At 67.0% G+C, this 19,663-nt stretch carries 15 protein-coding genes; 8 read left to right on the top strand and 7 right to left on the bottom strand.

Annotated features, from left to right (window positions below; genetic code table 11):
* Positions 1-196 precede the first annotated feature (196 nt).
* Positions 197-808 (top strand): RNA polymerase sigma factor, encoded by a 612-nt coding sequence (locus F8566_RS03755; protein ID WP_151558985.1) that lies wholly within the window; start codon positions 197-199, stop codon positions 806-808.
* A 2-nt stretch (positions 809-810) separates the two neighbouring features.
* Positions 811-1,839, top strand: coding sequence for an LCP family protein (locus tag F8566_RS03750; RefSeq protein WP_151558062.1), 1,029 nt, complete (start codon positions 811-813; stop codon positions 1,837-1,839).
* Here the strand turns inward: F8566_RS03750 and F8566_RS03745 are convergent.
* Entirely contained in the window at positions 1,836-2,999 is a 1,164-nt protein-coding gene (locus F8566_RS03745; protein ID WP_151558060.1) for an aminotransferase class V-fold PLP-dependent enzyme, read from the bottom strand. The genes F8566_RS03750 and F8566_RS03745 overlap by 4 nt on opposite strands.
* Before the next feature lie 161 nt (positions 3,000-3,160).
* Here F8566_RS03745 and F8566_RS03740 point away from each other — a divergent pair, with 161 nt between their 5' ends.
* Entirely contained in the window at positions 3,161-5,071 is a 1,911-nt protein-coding gene (locus F8566_RS03740) for an ABC transporter ATP-binding protein (protein WP_151558058.1), read from the top strand.
* Positions 5,072-5,612: 541 nt separating this feature from the next.
* Here F8566_RS03740 and F8566_RS03735 read toward each other — a convergent pair.
* The gene (locus F8566_RS03735) at positions 5,613-6,239 is read right to left on the bottom strand and encodes a TetR/AcrR family transcriptional regulator (RefSeq protein WP_151558056.1); all 627 of its coding nucleotides are present in this window, start codon (positions 6,237-6,239) and stop codon (positions 5,613-5,615) included.
* Between the two features lie 110 nt (positions 6,240-6,349).
* On the opposite strand from F8566_RS03735, the gene F8566_RS03730 reads away from it, so the two are divergent.
* Entirely contained in the window at positions 6,350-7,348 is a 999-nt protein-coding gene (locus tag F8566_RS03730; protein ID WP_151558054.1) for a zinc-binding dehydrogenase, read from the top strand.
* A gap of 260 nt (positions 7,349-7,608) precedes the next feature.
* On the opposite strand, the gene F8566_RS03725 is transcribed toward F8566_RS03730, so the two are convergent.
* Together F8566_RS03725 and F8566_RS50870 are read right to left on the bottom strand one after the other, a co-directional pair.
* Positions 7,609-8,556 (bottom strand): ROK family protein, encoded by a 948-nt coding sequence (locus tag F8566_RS03725; RefSeq protein ID WP_151558052.1) that lies wholly within the window; start codon positions 8,554-8,556, stop codon positions 7,609-7,611.
* A gap of 201 nt (positions 8,557-8,757) precedes the next feature.
* Positions 8,758-8,946 carry a hypothetical protein gene (locus F8566_RS50870; protein ID WP_225992847.1) on the bottom strand — a complete coding sequence of 63 codons (189 nt, stop codon included), beginning with the start codon at positions 8,944-8,946 and terminating at the stop codon, positions 8,758-8,760.
* Between the two features lie 706 nt (positions 8,947-9,652).
* Between F8566_RS50870 and F8566_RS03715 the strand changes: the two genes are divergently transcribed.
* Positions 9,653-10,858 (top strand): FxsB family cyclophane-forming radical SAM/SPASM peptide maturase, encoded by a 1,206-nt coding sequence (locus F8566_RS03715; protein WP_151558050.1) that lies wholly within the window; start codon positions 9,653-9,655, stop codon positions 10,856-10,858.
* A 182-nt stretch (positions 10,859-11,040) separates the two neighbouring features.
* A complete protein-coding gene (locus tag F8566_RS03710; RefSeq protein WP_264159283.1) occupies positions 11,041-12,147 on the top strand; it encodes an HEXXH motif domain-containing protein in 1,107 nt (368 codons plus the stop codon).
* 6 nt (positions 12,148-12,153) lie between these two features.
* Here the strand turns inward: F8566_RS03710 and fxsT are convergent, their stop codons facing one another.
* Positions 12,154-14,697, bottom strand: a complete 2,544-nt coding sequence (gene fxsT / locus F8566_RS03705; protein WP_151558046.1) for an FxSxx-COOH system tetratricopeptide repeat protein — start codon at positions 14,695-14,697, stop codon at positions 12,154-12,156.
* A gap of 348 nt (positions 14,698-15,045) precedes the next feature.
* Between fxsT and F8566_RS03700 the strand changes: the two genes are divergently transcribed.
* Both F8566_RS03700 and F8566_RS03695 read left to right on the top strand, forming a co-directional pair.
* Positions 15,046-15,234: a hypothetical protein gene (locus F8566_RS03700; RefSeq protein ID WP_151558044.1), complete on the top strand. Its 189-nt coding sequence runs from the start codon at positions 15,046-15,048 to the stop codon at positions 15,232-15,234.
* 141 nt (positions 15,235-15,375) lie between these two features.
* Complete coding sequence (locus tag F8566_RS03695; protein ID WP_151558041.1) at positions 15,376-17,385, top strand: tetratricopeptide repeat protein; 2,010 nt, start codon at positions 15,376-15,378, stop codon at positions 17,383-17,385.
* Positions 17,386-17,391: 6 nt separating this feature from the next.
* Here F8566_RS03695 and F8566_RS03690 read toward each other — a convergent pair whose 3' ends face one another.
* On the bottom strand, positions 17,392-17,844 hold the full coding sequence (locus F8566_RS03690) for a hypothetical protein (protein WP_151558039.1): 453 nt from the start codon (positions 17,842-17,844) through the stop codon (positions 17,392-17,394).
* Positions 17,835-19,559 carry an MFS transporter gene (locus F8566_RS03685; protein ID WP_151558037.1) on the bottom strand — a complete coding sequence of 575 codons (1,725 nt, stop codon included), beginning with the start codon at positions 19,557-19,559 and terminating at the stop codon, positions 17,835-17,837. Before F8566_RS03685 ends, F8566_RS03690 begins: the two co-directional genes overlap by 10 nt.
* Positions 19,560-19,663: the final 104 nt, after the last annotated feature.

The raw sequence follows: 19,663 nt of genomic DNA, 5'->3' as shown, positions 1-19,663 counted from the left end.
CGGTCTTTCCCGGCATTCCGCCGCCGATCCGCCGGAGGGATCGAGACTTTGCCGAGCCGTGGCGTGAACCCGGATCGGGGGTTGTGGCGATACATCCCCGTACGAGATCCCCAACGACGGGAAGGCCGGTCTTCATGCCATGGTGTCCGCGATGACCGCTCCCCCCACCGGTGCCCGCGCCGGTGTCCCCGCACCCATGCCGGCCGCCGAGGCCGACGACGCCGCCGACGCGACCGCCGACGCGGCCGACTCTGCTGACGCCGATCTGATCGAACGGTCCCGCACGGACCCGGAGGCGTTCGCCGCGCTGTTCGACCGCTACAGCGGCATGCTCTACAGATACGTCTCGCGGCGGTTGGGGCCCGAAGTGGCCGAGGACCTGGTCGGTGAGACCTTCCTCATCGCGTTCAGCCGCCGTGCCCGGTACGACCTGAGCTACGCGGACGCGCGGCCGTGGCTGTTCGGGATCATCAGCAAGCTCGTCTCCCGGCACCACCGCAGCGAGGCGGCGCGCTACCGGGCGCTGCAGCGCAGCCCCGTGGACGGCCATGTCGAGGGGCCCGCGGACCGGGTCGCCGCCGGTGTGACGGCGACGGCGTCCCGGCCGTTGCTGGCCGAGGCGCTGGCCGGGCTGCCGCGCCGTGACCGGGACGTGTTGCTGCTGGTGGCGTGGGGTGATCTGGCGTACGAGGAGGTCGCGCAGGCGCTCGGCATCCCGGTCGGCACGGTCCGTTCACGACTCAACCGCGCCCGCCGCAAGGTCCGGGCCGTCCTGGGCGACACCAATCCGATGAACGAGGAGGAGTGACCATGGACGACCTCGGCCTGCTTCGCGACCTTGGTCACGATCTCGAACACGAGCCCCCCGCCACCCTCGTCCGGCAGCGGCACCGCCTCGCCGAGGCGATCGCCGGGCGGACCGGCCGCCACCGTGGCCGGGGCTGGATCCTGATCGGTGTGGCCGCGGCGGTGACGGCCGCGCTCATCCTCGTGCCGACAGTGCTGCTGCGCGGCGGCGGAAAGGGGGCGGAGGACCCGCTCGGAAGATCCACGCACCGTGCTGGGGCGACCAAGGCCCTGAACATCCTGGTACTCGGGACTGACGGTCGCGGCGACAAGTTCGCGCCGCGCTCGGACACGATCGTGCTGCTGCACCTGCCGAGGGACAACGAACGAATCTCCGCTGTCAGCATCCCGCGCGACCTCATGGTGCCCTTGCCGTCCTGCAAGACGAGGTCGGGAGAGGCCACGGCGGCGCGGACAGGCCTGATCAACAGCGCGTACACGGTCGGTGGTCTGGGTTGTTCCGTCCGCGCCGTCGAAAAGCTGACCGACGTCCGCATCGATCATGCGATGTCGATCGACTTCACCGGCTTCAAGCGGATCGTGTCCGGGATGGGCGGGGTGGAGGTCGTGGTGCCGAGGGCGATGAGAGACCCCAAGGCCGGGCTGAACCTCAGCCCCGGACGGCAGATGATCCGAGGCGACCAGGCGCTGGCGTACGCACGGGCACGGCAAGGCCTTGGCGACGGCTCGGATCTCGAACGCATCAAACGGCAGCAGCAGCTCATGGCCGCCATGTTGAAGAGGGCCAAGGAAAAGCAGATGCTCAGCCCAGTGCGGCTGCCGATGTTCCTCAACATGATGGCCGGGACGATGGAGACCTACGGGCAGTTGAGCGTCCCCGTGATGAAGGAGATCGCCCGGATCCTCGAAAGGACGGAGACGGACACCGCGCGGTTCAGCACCATCCCCGTACGGCCGCATCCGGACGATCCCAATCGGCTGGCCCTGAACGAGCCGACCGCCCGCAAACTCCTCCAGACCTTCAGGAGTTAAGGGAGCGCGGCCAGCAGGCGGTCCAGTTCGTCTTCGGTGTTGTAGTAGTGCACCGACGCCCGTACGGCGGACGGGACCGCATGCGGGTCGAAACGTTGGTGCGCGGCGTCGGTCGCGCTGACGTTGACGCCTCGTTCGCGCAGGGCGAGCTTGACCGCCATCGAGTCGTGTCCTTCGACGGTGAACGTGACGACGCCGGAACGCCGCTCACCCCGGTCCAGGAGCGTGATGCCGGGGCGGGCGGCGAGCTCACCGCGCAGGAGGGCGGCGAGGCCGGTCACCCGTTCCTCGATCGCCTCGATGCCGATCGCGGCGGCATAGTCGGCCGCGACGCCCAGGCCGACCTGCCCGGCCACGAAGCGTTCCCAGGTCTCGAAGCGGCGCGCGTCGTCGTGCACCTCGTACGTCTCAGGCGTGGTCCAGTCGGCGGACTGGAGGTCGAGGAACGGTGGCTCCAGAGTCGGGATGACGTCGCGCCGTACGTACAGGAAACCGGTGCCACGCGGGCCCCGCAGGAACTTGCGCCCGGTCGCCGACAACATGTCGCAGCCGATCTCGCGCACGTCGACGGGGAGCTGCCCCACCGACTGGCAGGCGTCCAGCAGGTAGAGCGCGCCCGCCTCCCGGGCCAGCCGCCCGACCGCGGCGGCCGGGTTGATCAGTCCGTTGTGGGTCGGGATGTGGTTGATCGCGACGAGCCGGACCCCGCCCCTGGCGAGCTCGGTGGCGAGCGCCTCCAGCGAGATCTGCCCGTGCTCGTCGTCCGGGACGACCTCGACGCTCACCCCGCGTGCGGGGGCGATCTGGTGGAACGCGATGGCGTTGCTGGCGTACTCGCTCGTCGTGGTCAGGATCCGGTCGCCGCGCTGGAACGGGATGCCGTAGAACGCCATGTCCCAGGCCCGGGTGGCGTTCTCCACGTAGGCGATCTCCTCGGGGACGGCGCCGATCAGTTCGGCCACGGCGCCGTAGAAGCGGGCGATCGCGGTGGCGTTCCGTTCGGCGGCCTCGTACCCGCCGATGGTCGCCTCGAGTTCGAGGTGTGCGAAGACGGAATCGGTCACCGGACGGGGAGGGAGCGAGGCCCCCGCGTTGTTGAGATGGACGACGCCAGCGCTGCCGGGAGTCTCGGCGCGGACCTTTTCGATGTCGATTCCCATGGTCAGAGGCTGCCCGATGAGTTTCGGCGGCGCAAAGTGTCAGACCTTTGGGAGACCCTGGCGAGAGCCCGGGAGTTGACCTCAATCAATGTTGAGGTTGCATCCTGATCACAGGTCGCCGGACGGCGGCCGCTGAGGCCCTCTGATAGCGACGGTATGCCATGGACATGGAAGTGACCGCGTGGATGTCCTTGCACCACGCGATGAACGCACAGGATGACAAACGGCCGTTCTCCAAGGCCACGTTGAAGCGCATCTGGGCTTTCGCGCGCCCGCACCGCCCCTGGCTGGGCTGGTTCTTGCTCTTGTCGGTCGTGACGGCCGTGCTCGCCGTGGCCACTCCCGTCCTGGCCGGCCGGGTGGTGGACGAGATCGTCAAGGGCTCCTCGACCTCGACGGTGGTCTGGCTGGCCGTGATCATTGCGATCATCGCCCTGGCGGAAGGCGGCCTCGCCCTGCTCAACCGCTGGTTGTCGGCCAGCATCGGCGAGGGATTGATCCTTGACCTGCGCACCGCCGTTTTCGACCACGTCCAGCGCATGCCGGTCGCGTTCTTCACCCGGACCCGCACCGGCGCGCTCGTCAGCCGTCTCAACAACGACGTCATCGGCGCGCAGCGGGCCTTCAGCGACACCCTCTCCGGCGTGGTCGGCAACCTGGTCACGCTCCTCCTGACTTTGATCGTCATGCTGGGCATCTCCTGGCAGATCACCGTGCTCGCGCTGGTCCTGCTGCCCGTCTTCGTGCTGCCCGCCCGGCGGATGGGCTCCCGTCTCGCCCGGCTCCAGCGCGAGGCGGCCGCGCACGACTCGGCGATGAGCACCCAGATGACCGAGCGCTTCTCGGCGCCCGGCGCGACCCTGGTCAAGCTCTTCGGCCGCCCCTCCCGCGAGTCGGAGGAGTTCGCCCGCCGCGCCCGCCGCGTCCGCGACATCGGCGTGCGCACCGCGATGGTGCAGTACGTCTTCATCACCGCGCTGACGGTCGTCTCAGCCCTGGCTCTCGCCCTCGTCTACGGCATGGGCGGCTTCTTCGCCCTCAAGGGGAGCCTCGACGCCGGCGCAGTCGTGGCGATGTCGTTCCTCCTGGTCCGTCTCTACGCCCCGCTCACCGCCCTGGCCAGCGCCCGGGTGGAGGTCATGAGCGCCCTGGTGAGCTTCGAGCGCGTCTTCGAGGTCCTCGACCTCAAGCCGCTGGTCGCCGAGAAGCCCAAGACCAAGCCCGTCCCCGAGGGCCCCGTCTCCGTCGAGTTCGAGAACGTCCGCTTCAGCTACCCGTCCGCCGACAAGGTCTCCCTGGCCTCCCTCGAAGAGGTCGCCAACCTCGACACCCGCGGCGGCGTCGAGGTCCTGCACGACGTCTCGTTCAGGGCCGAGCCCGGCCAGATGATCGCCCTGGTGGGCTCGTCCGGCGCCGGCAAGTCGACCATCGCCCAGATGCTCCCGCGCCTCTACGACGTGGACGAGGGCGCCGTCCGCCTGGGCGGAGTGGACGTCCGCGACCTGAGCTTCGACACCATCCGCGACACCTTGGGCATGGTCACCCAGGACGGCCACCTCTTCCACGAGTCGATCCGCGACAACCTCCTGCTCGCGCGCCCCGAAGCCACCGAGGCCGAGCTCTGGGACGTCCTCCGCCGCGCCCGCCTCGACGACCTGATCAGGTCCCTTCCCGACGGCCTGGAAACGATCGTCGGAGAACGCGGCTACCGCCTCTCCGGTGGCGAACGCCAGCGCCTGACCATCGCCCGCCTTCTCCTGGCCCGCCCCCGCGTGGTGATCCTGGACGAGGCCACCGCCCACCTCGACTCCACCTCCGAGGCCGCCGTCCAGGAGGCCCTGACCGAGGCGCTGGACGGCCGTACCGCCATCGTCATCGCCCACCGCCTCTCCACGATCCGCGCCGCCGACCAGATCCTGGTGGTCGAGTCCGGCCGCATCGTCGAACGCGGCACCCACGACGACCTCCTGGCCACCGACGGCCGCTACACCGAGCTCTACCGCACCCAGTTCGACCAGCAGGACAGCCCGCCCAAGACCCCCACCGGAGAACCCCTGGAAGCAATCGCCTAAGACCCCTGCGGGGCCGTCCCGAAAGGACGGCCCCGCACCGGCCTGCCCGGGGGAAGCCCCCCGGGCAGGCAAAGGCATGGTCCCTCGCTCCGCTCAGGGCTGTCCTCATTGGGGCTCCGCCCCAACCCAGCAGGGGTCTGCCCCCGCACCCCCGACCCCTTCCACAAGTCCCAAGTGCAACGGCAGGGTGATCAATGGTTTTTGGCACTACTGCGACGGCGGCATACCAAGGAGCCGCAGCGGATCATGAGAGCTGCGCAGGCTGAGTTGGAACCAGCCAATCGTCATCTTGGTGGTCTTCCGCCAGACGCGGGAGTTGACAGGGGGTCTGTGATCATCAGTGTGGTCATGGACGAGAGCGTGCTGAATCGCGGGGTCGCCGCTCCTGACGTGATGAGGCGGACGAGGCTCCGCTGAACGCGGCGGAGCCTCGTCGGGATGTGAGCGAGGCATGCGAATGTTCCAGCACGACACCGCCAGCCCTGGCTGCTCGGAGTCCTTGGCCGCTGATGCATGCAGTTTGGGTGCTTGCCGGTAGGTCCTAGTTCACTGGGTGTGACGCTGCGGAGATGAGTGTGTCCCATGCGGCCATCGCGCAGGTGATGACCGTTTCCAACTCGGCGCGGGTGGCGCCGTCGCGGGCTTGTATGGAGAAGCCCTGCACCACGGTGGTGTAGTAGCGGGCGATGGCATCGAGGTGCGCGGGTGGCGCGGTGAAATCGCCGTCGGTGACACCGCGGGCGAGCCGGTCTCTGATGGTGGTGAGCATGTCGCGCCGGCGGTCGGCCAGGAACTCGCGGATCGCGTGGTTTTCCACGGCGCCGGTGGGCGCGGCCAGGATGAGCATGCAGTAGTGCGGTGTGTCCGGGCGAGTGACCTCATCGGCGGTGGCGCGCAGCATGGCCTCGATTGCCGCGCGCGCGGTCGGCTGTTCGCGTAGCGCGCGCCTCGGAGGCTCGCCCGAGGTCGTGGCGTAGAGCGCCATGACCTTGCGGAACAGGTCCTCCTTGCTGCCGAAGCAGGCGTAGATGCTGGCGGAGGCTATCCCCATGGCCTGGGCCAGGTCGTTGAGCGAGGTGCCCTCGTAGCCCCGCTCCCAGAACAGGTCCAGCGCCTGGCGCAAGGCGGTGTCCGGGTCGAATGTGCGCGGCCTGCCGCGAGCAGCCATCCAGCGTCCCCTCGGAATTTTTTGTCGTTCGATCAATTATATCTTGACCCATGCCAGAGGCCGTGCCACGGTTTGTTGGTCGTTCGATAAACAAACGGGAGCCAACCGTCATGAGCATTCCGTCCACCATGCGCGCCCTGCAGCAGACGTCACTGAACGGCCCGCAGGACCTGCGCCTGATCGCCGACGTGTCGGTACCGAGCCCAGGCCCGGGCGAGGTCCTGGTCCGGGTCACCGCCGCCGGCGTGAACTTCGTCGACATCTCACAGGCCCGCGGCACGTTCGCAGGCGGACCGCAGCCGCCGTATCTGGCGGGCATCGAGGGCGCCGGTGAAGTCACCGCCGTCGGTGAGGGAGTGACCGGCCTGGAGCCCGGCACCCACGTCATCGGCGTCGGCATCGGAGGCGGCGCCTTCGCCGAGTACATGGTGCTGCCCGCGGCCGCGGCGGTCCCCGTGCCGGCAGGCTGGGCCGACGAGCAGGCGCTGGGCCTGGTCGTGAACTGGCCGACCGCGCTGGCGGCGCTCAAGCCACTGGGCCGCATCGCCGCAGGGCAGACCGTACTGATCCACGCCGCCGCCGGCGGAACCGGCCAGGCCGCGGTGAAGATGGCCAAGCACTATGGCGCGACGGTGATCGCCACGGCATCGCCAGGCAAGCACGAGGTGGTACGGGCGCTCGGCGCCGACCACGTCATCGATTCCCGCGGCGCCGACCTCGCCGCCGAGGTCCTGCGGCTGACCGGCGGCGCGGGCGCAGACCTGGTCCTGGAGTCGGTCGGCGGCGCCACCCTCGACGCCAGCCTGGCCGCCACCAAACGGGTCACCGGCCGGGTCGTCGTCTATGGCATGGCCGGTGGCGAAGCCGCGATCACCAACTGGGAACTGGTCTACAAACACCAGATCCACGTCATCGGCCTGAACATCGGCATTCTCATCCAGGCCGCACCGCAAATCTTCGGCGAAGTCATGGGTGAGATGCTCGGGCTCGTCGCAGCAGGGGTGCTCGGCCCCGGCCAGCCCACCGTCTTTGAGCTGGCCGAGGGGCCAAAGGCCCTCGCGGAACTGGAAGCCCGGGCCACCGTGGGCAAGCTGGCCCTGCTGCCCTGAGCAGACTGTGACGCCAGGTGGCGGGTTGCTAAGGGACTGTGGTGACGGCGCGGAGGACCACACGAATGTCGCCCTACCGCGCGGTTACGTCCTTCTCCAGCTGTCTTGTTGCTTGGTTGGGCTGAAGGGGACGGGGTGCGGGGGCGGAGCCCCTGCTGGGATTTGGGGCAGAGCCCCAATGAAGCAGCCCCGAGCGGAGCGAGGGTCCTTTAGGTGGCGGGACTGGAGCTGCTGGGTCGCGGGGGCGGAGTTGAGGGGCGTCAGGTGATGGCTTGGTGGGCTAGGACTGCGGCGCCTCGCATGGCGGCTTCGGGGCCTAGTTGGGCCGGGACCAGGGGTGGTGCGGGGCGGAGGGGAAGGCGGTCCGCCAGGCGGGTTGTCAGGGGAGTGAAGAGGCGGTCTCCGGCTTCGGCCAGGCCGCCGCCTATGACGATCAGGGACGGGTCCAGGAGCATGGTTGCCGTGGCCAGGGCGTCGGCGAGGGTGTCCAGGGCCTCCGTCCAGACGCGGGCGGCGATGGGGTCGCCGGTTTCGGCTCGTTCTATGACTTCCTCGGCGGGGACGGGGGGTTCGGGCGGGAGCGGCGGCTCGGTCTCCCAGATGCCTATGGACGAACGGGTCGGGGTGGAGTAGCGGCGCGAGATGGCGGCGGCGGAGGCGTAGGTCTCCAGGCAGCCACGGGCACCGCACGGGCAGGACTCGCCCCCAGGGCGGACGACGATGTGGCCTATCTCGCCGCTCCAGGACGTGGCGCCGGGGTAGGGCGCACCGTTCAGCATCAGGGCCGCGGCGATGCCAGTGCCTATGGGGAGGAAGAGGAAGTCGCCCACGTCGCGGCCTGCGCCTTGCACGGCTTCGCCCACGCCGCCCGTCCGGACATCGTGGGCGATGGCGACCGGGATGCCCAGGCGTTCGGCGGCGAGCGTGCGAATGGGAACGTTCTCCCAGCCGATGTTGGCGGAGCGGACCGCTGTGCCTGTGGCATCGTCCACCACTCCGGGGAGGGCGATACCTGCGGCTACGGGTGTCTCGCCCCGGTGGAGGGCGCGGGATTTCAGGTCGGCGGCGAAGTCCAGGATCGATCCCACTACGGCGGCCGGGCCGCGTTCGCGTCCTGTCGGACGGCGCTCGGTCTCCAGGACGGCGTCGCCGGAGAGGATCGCGCCCTTCATGGACGTACCGCCGACGTCCAGGGCGATGACGGTCATTGGACCGACCCCGTGGTCAGGCCGCGCTCGATGAAGATGAAAAGGATCACCACCGGCACGATAGCGATCAAGAACGTGGCGAACAGGAACTGCCAGTGTTCCTGTACTGGTTCACGAAGGACGGGATCACGACCGTGAGGGGACGGCGGTTGGGGGAGGCCGTCACGGTGAGCGCGACGATGTACTCGTTCCCCGCCGCGTTCACCAGGATGAGGGCCATGAGGGTGTCAGATCGAGCGCCCCCATCTCCCGGTAAATGCCGATCACGAGCGCGGTCGGCGCGAACCTCTGGGTGATGAGGAGGAGGAACGCGTTACGGCCGCGGAAACGGTTGCGGGGCGTGTAGTACGCGGCGGGTAGCGCACAGACCAGCATCACCAGGGTGGCCACGGCGGCGACGCATGTTCTGCCAGATTGGCTGCGAGCTCCACACGTCGATGAAGTTCGACCACTTCCAGTCGCCGGGCAGGTACGTGCCGGGTGACTCGGTGAGCTCGTCCTCGGGCTTGAGTGAGGTCAGCAGCATCCGGATGTACGGGAGTAGCCCGACCAGCCAGCCCATGCCGGTGAGGACGACCGTGGTGGTGTCGGTGGCGCGGTCGGGGCAGTCGCCCCGGGAGGGTCTGCAGCCTGGCCAGGATCACGAACGAGGTGAACGGCAGCGACACGAACACCGCCACCCACATCATCGCCTGTTCAGGATGCGCCAGCCACGTGACGTTCACATCCAGCAGGACGTTCCTCGGTCCGACGGCTACCCCTGCAACCTGCTTTACTTTCGCCTACTCTCCGCAGCCATCTGACTTCGGCTGTCTTGCCTCTGAGGCAAGGGGCTTCGCGGTGTGGGCGGCGGGAAGTCCATTCCAGTGCCGCATCTGGTCATCACACGAAGTTTGGGCCCGCCCGCTGAGTCGCCCGGACCACACCGAAACAAACATCATCGTCCGATGGCAGGGCTTGACTTTCAGCTTGACCGGTGACTGAACCCGGCCATTGTGAACGGGTTTGTTGATCTCTACGCGCGTGTACATGACCATGTAATGCGGAATATGCGCAACGCCGCGCTCGAGCGTAAACGCATTAGGAGCTGATCGGCGTGGCAGGTCGCACGGACGGCCTCGAGTGGCCTGAGACTCTCGACGTCGATGCGCTCCGCGCCGCCGGATGGCGGCCCGTTCCCTTCCAGCAGTTCATTTTGAAGGTGCACAGCCGGTGCAACCTCGGTTGTGACTATTGCTATATGTACGAGATGGCGGATCAGGGGTGGCGAAGCCGTCCTCGGCGTATGTCACCTGCCATCGTCGACCGCGCAGCGGCTCGGATTGCCGACCACGTGCATACCCACGGGCTGACCGGGATCGAGTTGATGCTCCATGGTGGGGAACCCCTGCTTGCAGGCCCCCAGTTGATCCGGCAAGCCGTGACCGCTGTTCGCGCGGCGGTTGGTGACAGCGTGACGGTGCGGGCGATTGTGCAGACCAATGGTGTGCTGATCGACGATGGTTTCATTCGGCTCTTCGACGAATTGGGCGTGTCGGTCGGGGTGAGCCTGGACGGCGATGCGGAAGGCCATGACAGACACCGACGTCATGGAGACGGCAGGGGAAGCCACGCTGAGGTCCGCGCAGGGCTCGAACGACTTTCTGCGTATCCCCATCTGCTTGCCGGGCTGCTCAGCACGATCGATCTTCGCAACGATCCGCGGACCACCTATGAGGCGCTGATCTCCTTCGGGCCTCCGGCGGTCGATTTCCTGCTGCCTCATGGCAATTGGGAAACCCCTCCTCCGTTCCTCGAAGTCAGCGGCCTGTCGACACCCTACGGGGATTGGCTCATCGCGGTCTTCGACCGCTGGTACGACGCGCCGGTCCGTGAAACACGCGTCCGCCTCTTCGGCGAGATCATACGAATGTTGCTGGGTGGCGCCTCTCAAACCGAGGCGGTCGGTCTTTCTCCATCAGCGCTGGTAGTGGTGGAGACCGATGGAGGCATCGAGCAGGTCGACAGTCTTAAGTCGGCGTACGAAGGCGCGGCGGGAACCGGCCTACATATCCTGAGGGACGATTTCGACGCGGCACTCGAGCTTCCATCTATGGCCGCGAGGCAACTCGGCGAACAGGCGCTTTCGGGCCAATGCCGTGCCTGCACCGTGCGCAGAGTCTGCGGCGGAGGCATGTACGCGCATCGCTACAGATCTGGGAGCGGCTTCCTTAACCCATCCGTCTACTGTCGTGACCTTTTTCGGCTTATCGCTCATATCCATGGGCGAGTCACTGATGATCTGACGGAAGGGCGCCGATGAAACGCCACCGAATACCCAGAAAGGTGTTCGATGCGCTGGCGGGAGGTAGCGGTGGCGCCCACGCGGTGGGGTACCTCCAAGTCGCGCAGTACAGCAGACGACTCCTTCTCCTTCGCGGCGTACGGGATGCGGCGAGGGCCGAGGAGCCGAAGCGGGCCCGGCGAGCGCGTCAAGCTTTCGCCTTGCTCGCGGAGATCCAGGAACTGGCACCTGAAGCCGTTGAGACGACGATCCGCTATCCCACTGTCGGCGCGTGGGCACGTGACGTACTGGTGGGAAGGGGCGACACAGGCGGGCTGGCGGCTTTGGCGGCGGCTGCGGCGGTGCGTGCCGGCTTTCCCCGTCCGATTGAGGTGCCCGCCTCGGATGGCGTGGTCGTGCTGCCGTCGCTCGGACGCGCGATTCTGCCGGATTGCAATAGCGCGGTCGTGCGGCCAGGTGTCGCCAGAGTGACCGCCGCCCATGGTGTGAGCGTGCGTATTCCCACGGATCCATATCGAGACGCGCCTGGCTGGCAGGGACTTCGACGCATGGAGGCGGAATATCACGGCATGGCGATCCGGTTGCTGCTCGACGAAGGCGACCCGTACCGGATGCCCGGTACCGAGGTGGCCCAGACCCGGTTGTCCCCGGCCGAGTTGGAGAGCTGGCGCGCCGGAATGCGCCGCGCCTGGCGTCTGCTGGTGCGCTTCCATTGGACCGCCGCCGAGGAGGTCGCCGCTGCGATCTCCGTGGTGTCACCGCTCGTGCCCCACGGGAAGGAACACACCAGCGCCACGGCACATCACACTTTCGGCGGCATCGGCCTCTCGCTCCCGCCTGACGACCATGCTTTTGCCGTCGCGCTGGCGCATGAGGTGCAGCACACCAAGCTCGGCGCTCTGATGGATCTGGTCCCGCTCACCCGACCTGACGACGGCAGCCGTCACTACGCGCCCTGGCGCGACGATCCACGTCCGATCAATGGCCTGCTTCACGGCGCCTACGCTCACCTCGGCGTCGCTGGTTATTGGCGTCGGCAACGCGCGCACGAGCGCGGGGCGACCATGATGCGGGCGCACATGGAGTTCGCCCGCTGGCGAGACGCGGCGGCTCTTGCGGCTCACACCCTTGCGGCAAGCGGGCGGCTTACCGATGCCGGAGAGATATTTGTCGCCGAAATGGCACGAACGCTCCGTGCGTGGCGCCGCGAACCTGTACCGAAGGTGGCCTTGGACCATGCGCGAACCGCTGCAGTACGCCACCGGGCCAGATGGCACTTGCGGAACGGCATGGATCCGGCTGGCTAGCCGAGCCTAGATGGGGGGCGGGTCGAAGTCGCAGTCGAGGTGGCGGCCTTCTTGGGCGACGAGCGCGTCCGGGTGATTCGGAGCGAGCACGCGTGCGTACCGGTCAAGCGTGTCCTCGAAGAGCTTCGTTCCCTCTTCCTCCGCGCCGTCCGCCTTCATGTCCGCCGCGAGGTTCGCCGCACAGGCCAGCGCCATCGGGTGATCCATGCCCAGCACGACACGCAGCCGCCGCAGGGTTCCTTCTCCCAGTTGGCGGGCAGACGCCAGATCACCCAGTGCGGCCAGGTCGCTGGCGAGATTGGTGGCGACGGTGAGTGAATAATGGTGGTCGCGCTTCAGCTTGGCCTCAAGCCCGGCCAACGCCCTTTCGTTGAGCCGGCGTGCCTCCGCCGCTTCGCCGCGGACTCGGTGTAGCAGCGCGAGATTCCCAGCGCAGCCGTGGTAGTACGGATGGTCTGATCCGTACATGGCCGGATAGAGCTTGAGAGTCTCGGAGGCAAGTTCGAAAGCCTCGTCGATCTGCCCCATCGAGCGCTGAATGTTCGCCAGGCACATGGCGGAGGCGAGCGAGTCCGGCTGATTGGGACCGAAGAGCCGCAGGTAGCGAGCATGGACCTCCAGGGCCAGCTCAAGCGCCCGGTCGTAGTCTCCTGCTCGCCGGAGGGCGATCGCCAGGTCCTTGGCGGTACGAAGCGTCCACGGGTGCTCGGCGCCCAGCTCGTCCACACCGAAGCCGTGCGCCTCCTCACCCAGATCGCAGGCTTCCCTGTAGACCCCGCAGAGCCGGACGGCACGGGCGAGTCCGCTCCATGAGCTCAGGACGTCGGCGCGGCCGACCCCGCGCCCGCCGGGGGCCAGGCCCTGGTAGCTGCGTCCGTGCGCGTCGCGGGCCTCGTTGTAGAGACTGACCAGGCCATAGTCGAGTGCGAGGTTGTTGACGGCACGCAGTGTGCGTCGCTCGTCGGGACCGTATGCCTCTTCGTGCCGCCGCACAGATTCCTCATCGTGCTCGCGAGCAGCGATGAAGTCACCTCTCGCCCGCAGATCGGCCCCGAAGCTGTTGAGGACGATCAGTCGAGCGTCTCTGAACGCCTCACCGCCTTGGGTCATCGCGTCCATATGGTCGGCGGTGGCCTTGTCGATCTCATAGGCCTCGTTGTAGCGGCCCAGCTCCCGCATGATGATCCCGCGCTGTACGCGTGCTTGTAGTACGTCGAGGTCGTCAGGACCCGAGTCGGCCGTCCACCGCTCCTCGAACTGTTCGACGAAGACGAGCGCGGACCGGTAGTCGCCGGAGATGTAGAGGTAACGAACGAAGTTCAGGGCGAGCGCACGGACGGAGCCGTCACGGTTTTGGGCCAGGGCGGAGGGTGCCACGTGGGCGAGCAGGCTCGCATAGCGCGCCCAGTTGGCCGTGTTGTCAGGACTGTCAGGAGTGGTCGCCACCAGGATCTGGTGCACGTCGGACCGGCAGCGCTCTTGCTCGCTCGGTGAGAGTCCGTCACGGACCAGCGCCTGGATGAGGCGGTGCACCTGGATGGTCCGGCCAGGTGCGTCGACGCGAGCGAGAGCGAAACGGCCAAGCTCACCGATGGCGCGGCTGCGCCGAATGGGGTCGCGCAACAGGGAGGCCAGCTCTGGTGCGATCCCGGCAGGCGCAGTGTTGAAGACGGCGCGAGGAATGGGCTCGGGCCCGAAATACGCACAGCACCGGAGTAGCTCGATCGCTTCGGGCAGCTTTTCCTTCAGGCTGGTCACCGACAGCCCCCAGGCTGCGGTCATCGAGTCCGGATATTCGGTCGGCTTGCCCTCCGCCAGCAGCTGCCCTGTTCGTTCTTTGAGGAGGCGGAGGTACTCCTCCACGGTCATGCCTGTCTCGGCCTGCAACGCGCCCGCCTGCTCCAGGGCGAGTGGCAGGTCGCCCAGGGCCTCGGCCAGCGCGTCAGCCTCCTTGGAGTCGATCCCGCGGACGCGCTTGCACAGGAACTGCACACTCTCGGTGCGGGAGAAGACGTCGATCGGGATCGCGTTCGCCTCGGTCTGCCATCGAGGATTACGCGAGGTGATCAGCACATGTCCGGGGCCGCCGTCGGGGATGGTTTCCTTGATGTCTTCCGGTTGGTCGGCGTTGTCGAAGATCAGTAGCCAGTTGGCATAGGGCTCGCCCCGGCGTAGCGCGCTCAGCACCGCTCTGGCGGCGTCCTCGATACCCGTCGTGGTCGCCGGGGGCAGGCCGAGGTACGGAGCCAGCCCCGCCAACGATGAGCGCACCAGGATGGGCTGGTCGGATGGGATCCACCAGACCAGGTCATATTCCGCCCGGTACCGCCAGGCGTATTCGACCACCATCTGGGTCTTGCCGACGCCTCCCAGTCCGTGCAGTGCGTGCGCCTCGACCCGCGAGACGACGGCAGTGACGTCCCCGGTGATGCTCGCGCGGAGCTTGGCGAGAAGTTCCTCGCGTCCGGTGAAGTTCCGGTTGCGTGGCGGGACGTTCTCCCATACCTCGGGCGCTCGGCCGGGCGATCCTCGTGGAGGTGGTGAATTCATCACGCGTACCGCCTTCGCGTCATTCGGTCGGCCGACCCCCCTGCGCGACATCTTATGTCGCGAAACCGGCAATGCCAGCATCACGTGACAACGATCGTCAACACATAAGATCAACCATGTAATGATCTCTGTGCTCGAATGAGATGAACCCGCTGTTGCGGGTGTAATAGAGGTAATTTATGGACCGTCCGTAATTGAGTTATCCGAAGATTGATGGTATTTCTGCCTATTGATGGGATCGTCCGCCTATCTCGTTGATAGGTCTCTGGCGCGATCTGGACAGGTTCGCCGGTCGGGGAGCGGGAAGACCCGTACTTGAGGTCGGCGGACGCCGAGTGGAGGACCGGTATGCACGAAGAAGTCGGGCTCGGCGGCGTCATCCCGGACCTGTCCGGGTTCGCCTTGGGCGATCTGGACAGGATCGTGCTGGTGCAAGAGTTGTGCGAGATCACCGAGTCGCTGGGCGAGGAGGGTATCGCCAGGTTCAACGCTGCCCCCCCACCGAATCAGAACGCCAGTACCACACTGAGGCAGTGAGCCGGTCGTGTTGAGCTGAGCCGACCGTGAAGGGGCGACCGCCATGAAACCACTTTCCGCCCCGTCCGGATTTCGGCGATCCATTCACCGGGCGTTGTGTGTTGCCGTAGCATTTGATGGCCTGACGATGAAAGGGCCATCGTGAATGAGGGGCTTTCGCGTGGCGAGGCCGATGCCAGGAGCGTCGTCGGCAGTCCGCCCGGTGCGTGGTCGGGCCCCTACGTGGGACGGCGGCCTTTCACGGAAGCTGACCAAAGGTTCTTTTTCGGGCGAGAGGACGAGGCGCGTGCGGTCGCTGACGCATGGCTGACCAGCAGGCTGACCATCCTGTCGGGCGCACCTGGCGCAGGCAAGACCTCGCTGCTCCGGGCGGGTGTGGTGCCAGCCCTGGCGTCAGAGCCCGCAAACGTGCTCCCTGTCGGGCGTGTGTCCCATGGTTCGACCTTCCCGATGGCCGCCGTACCGGAGCAGAATCCCTACACGCTTGCGCTTCTGGCATCTTGGTGGCCGCAACAGACACTCACCCGGGTTTCGATGTTGTCGATCGCCCGGTTCCTGCACCGCCGGGAGCTGACCGACCGATATGGCCGGCGGCTTCCGATGCTGGTCGCCATCGACCAGACTGAGCGGCTCTTCCACGCCGCCGGCTCACGGCATCGCGTTCGCTTCCTCGAAGAGTTGAAGGAGGCCATGAAGGAGCGGCCGCGAACTCACCTGCTGATGGCCGTACGTGAGAATCACCTCGACGAGGTCATGCAGGTCGCCGAGGAGTTGGTGCCAGAGAGAAGTGACCCGTACGTGCTCCGGCCGTTCGATCGCCAACGTGCGCGGGCGGCTGTGACAGGCCCGCTTGAGGCGACTGGACGGACCTTCGACCCGGATGCCGCTGTTCACCTGGTGGACGACCTGGCAGCTGGGCCGGTCACATCGGATCGCTGGCGCTTCACCGAATCCTCTGCAGCCAGAATGGAGGAGGCCGGAACCTCGGTCGAACCAGTCCTCCTGCAAGCCGTGTGCCGCAGGATGTGGGAGGACCTGGCGGACGACACCGCCGTCGTCTCTGTCGGGCTGCTTCCCGACAGCGACCGGGCGCTCGCCGACTTCTGCCATCAGACGCTCACAGCGGTGGCATCCGACCATGGGGTACGCCCGGACAAGTTGTCGGCCTGGCTGCGGAATCTGCTCGGCGGAGCCGGGTCCGCACACCTGTCCCTTGCGGATTCGGTGATCCGGGCAATGGAAGACCAGCATCTGATCAAACGCAGGGCTGGTGCCCGCTCATACGAACTCCAGCATCCACGGCTGATCGAGCCCATTTGGCGGCTTGGTGAGGCGCGCTGGACCGTACGGCGCTCTGAACCCGCTGCTCTCCTGCGCGCCGCCGAGGTGGCTCTGTCAACAGATGAGCCTGATCTCGCTGAGCGACACGTCAAAGAGGCAGTACGCGCATATGGCGCGAGTGACATGCGTGAACGAGCCGAGGCGGAGTCTTTCCTCGGTAACGTCGCTCTCCAGCGCGGTCAGCTTGAAGCGGCCACCCAGCACTACAGCGCTGCGGCGGCAATGTACGAGACGCTCCAGGCCAGTGAGAACGTGGGATGGTTGCTGGCTGCCGTCGGCATGCTCAAGCTCGACCTGGGAGACCGCGGCGCGGCGGTCGAGAACCTGAAAGCGGCAGTCAGGCGCATCCCCAACGATTCAATGCTCCAGACGGAGCTCGGGCAGGCTTTGTGGATCGCCGGTCAGCCGCAGACGGCACTGGCTGTCCTTGGCAGTGTGCTCACCCGGGAGGGCGACACTGCCGAAGCGCTACGAGCCAGAGGAGAGATACTCGCCGATCTGGGTGACGCCGAATCGGCTCTTCGTGACCTCGATCGGATTGAACGGCGTCCCCGTCCGTCCACGCGAGCGGCGCGAGCACTGGCTCTGGCCACACTCTCGCGTGTGGAGGCGGCCAGGCAAGAGCTCAAGGAGATCGATGCCGAAGCCACCGACGACGGCTCGCTGCTCTTTCGCGTCGCGCGGGTACAACGGCTCACCGGCGATGTCGGCGCGGCCACCGAACTCGCGTCCCGAGCAGTGAAGGCCAGTGATCCGCCGCTCCCTCCGCATCAGAAAGCAGCGGCTCTGAGACTCCTGAGTGAAATGTGACAGTGGTCACTGTATTGCGTGGGAGACCCGAATCATCCTGGCGGGATGCAGGACACCGCATGGGTGGCGCTGGCGAGTGGCCTCACGCTCGCTCTCAGTGCGGGCTGGCAGATACTGGGTGAGGGTCGGCGCGCGACTCACGAGCTCCGCCGCAAGCGTGATGCCCGGGAATTCAAGCAGGTCACCGCTCGTGAGCTGCGCCTTCGCGGTGCGCTCGACGAAACTAGGTCCGCGGTGCTCCGTCTCGCCGTCACCGTGCGGGTCTGCATGGGCATGCGCGGCGTCGAGCATGGGCTCGCCAGGATGGACAACGACGATTTGAAAGCCGTGGTCAACCGGGCCCGGGTGGAGTACCTGGACGCGATCGTCGCCATCGAGGCGCTCTGGATATTGATTGGAGAAGAAGCTCGCCCCGCCGCCGACCAGTTGCGGTCCGACGTGAGCCGCGCCTATGGGCATGCGAGTTCGTTGGCCGCCCCGCTCGGTGACGCTGACGAGATGGAAAATGCGGTGCGCTCGTCGCTTCGCTTGCTGAGCGTGCAGGTGTTTCCGTCCGGACCCGCCCCCGAGACCACGGGAACGGGGATCGGTGCGGACGGCGCACCTGCGGGCCTGCCCGGCGCTCCGTCAACGGTTCGGCCGAGCACCCGGTCGGGCAGGAGATCGTGGCTGTTCTGGCGGAGGCGGTCGGCGGGGACGAAAGTGTGACCGATCGGGATCTGCTCGTCCCCAGATGGCTCCCGGATGACCTCTCCCGGCACGACCCTGTTCCAGTCCACAGGAACGTCAGGGTGATCGTCGGTCGAGGCGAGTTCGGGTTGTAGAGCCCGCAGTGACAGGGGCGGAAGTGACCGGCGGCGCGCTGTGATGGCGACGGCCAGCGCGCCGATCACAGCGCAGACGACCAGCGAGGCGTAGGACGGGCCCATGACCGAGATGCCATAACCCGCGCAGATCGTGCCGAGAGGGACGGCTCCAAGCGACAGGAACCGGTTGGCGCTCGTCACCCGGCCGAGAAGTTCCGGTGGAGCCGTCATGGCCTGATGCGTGGCGATCGTGACATTCATATGCGCGCCCATGAAGCCGACACCGGCCCAGGCGACGAACCACACGAGGGGATCCGAGGACAGGGCGATGGCGCCGGTGAGACCGAACCAAACCCAGACACATGCCCTGACCACGGTCGTGGGCTTGACGCGTTTCAACGAGGCCGGGGCCACCAGAGTCCCCACGAGTCCGCCGAGCCCTGGAGCCGCGAGAAGGACACCGATCACGAGTGTGGACAGGCCTCGCTCTTTCGAGGCGACGACCAACAGCAAGATGATCGCCTGAAAAAGGAAATTGGTCACGACGCAGACGAGCATCGCTGTTCGGAGGAAGCGGACTTCCCAGAGCCACCTTAACCCCCCGCCCATCTCGTTGATCAATGAGCGGGCGGTGCCGGTCCGGCCGGCGCGGTCCTGCGCGTTCTTCTGGGGCCGGAGCAAGGTCGGCCGGAGGCGCTTGGTCCGAATCAGCGCGATGGTCACAGCGGAGACCAGGCACGAGAAGGACTCGGCCGCGAACGGCAAGGCCCGATCCAGGCCGTAGATCAGGCCGCTCAGCGGACGCCCGAGCAACAGGGCCAGATGGTTGCGCGCTTCGTTCGTCGCCATGGCCTGCGGAAGCCGACTCCGTGGAACGATCATTGGAACGACACCCACCTCGGCCACACCGTGGAATGTGACGCAGATGCCGCTGATGGCCACCGAGAGGAGAAGCAGGGGGATCGAGAGTTCGTCCACGAACAGGAGCGCCCCCGCCGTGGCCGCCACCATTCCACGCACGATCTGGCTCACCAGCATGGTCCATCTGCGATCCAGCCGATCAGCCACGATTCCCGCGGGTATTTGGAGAAGGAGATGGGGCAACGTACCCGCCGCCACGATCCAGCCCGTCGCGACGGCCGAACCTGAGAGAGCAAGGCCCACCAAAGGCCCGGTCAGGGTCGCGCCCATACCGCCGAGCATCGAAATAGCGCTACCACCCCACAACAGCTTGTAGTCGCGCTGCCAGGCAGGATCGTTAGGTGATTCCAGTGGAGGGCGAAATACCATGGTAGTGGTCATCGTGTCTGCGATTCCCTCCACCACACATCGGTTGAATTGCGGTCCCCGGAAGCGAGCAAGACCCATGCGGTGACGGAGGAGTCGCCGGGGCACGGGCCTGCGGTTTCAAGGACTGGCGGCGACCCCGTGTCGAGCCTTGATTCCCTTGGTCGTAAGGGCTAGGGTCCACC

Source organism: Actinomadura rudentiformis (assembly GCF_008923185.1).
In the GTDB taxonomy this organism is placed as follows: Bacteria; Actinomycetota; Actinomycetes; order Streptosporangiales; family Streptosporangiaceae; genus Spirillospora; species Spirillospora rudentiformis.
Note: the sequence above shows the minus strand (reverse complement) of the source record. Positions and strands in the feature narration are given on the sequence as shown.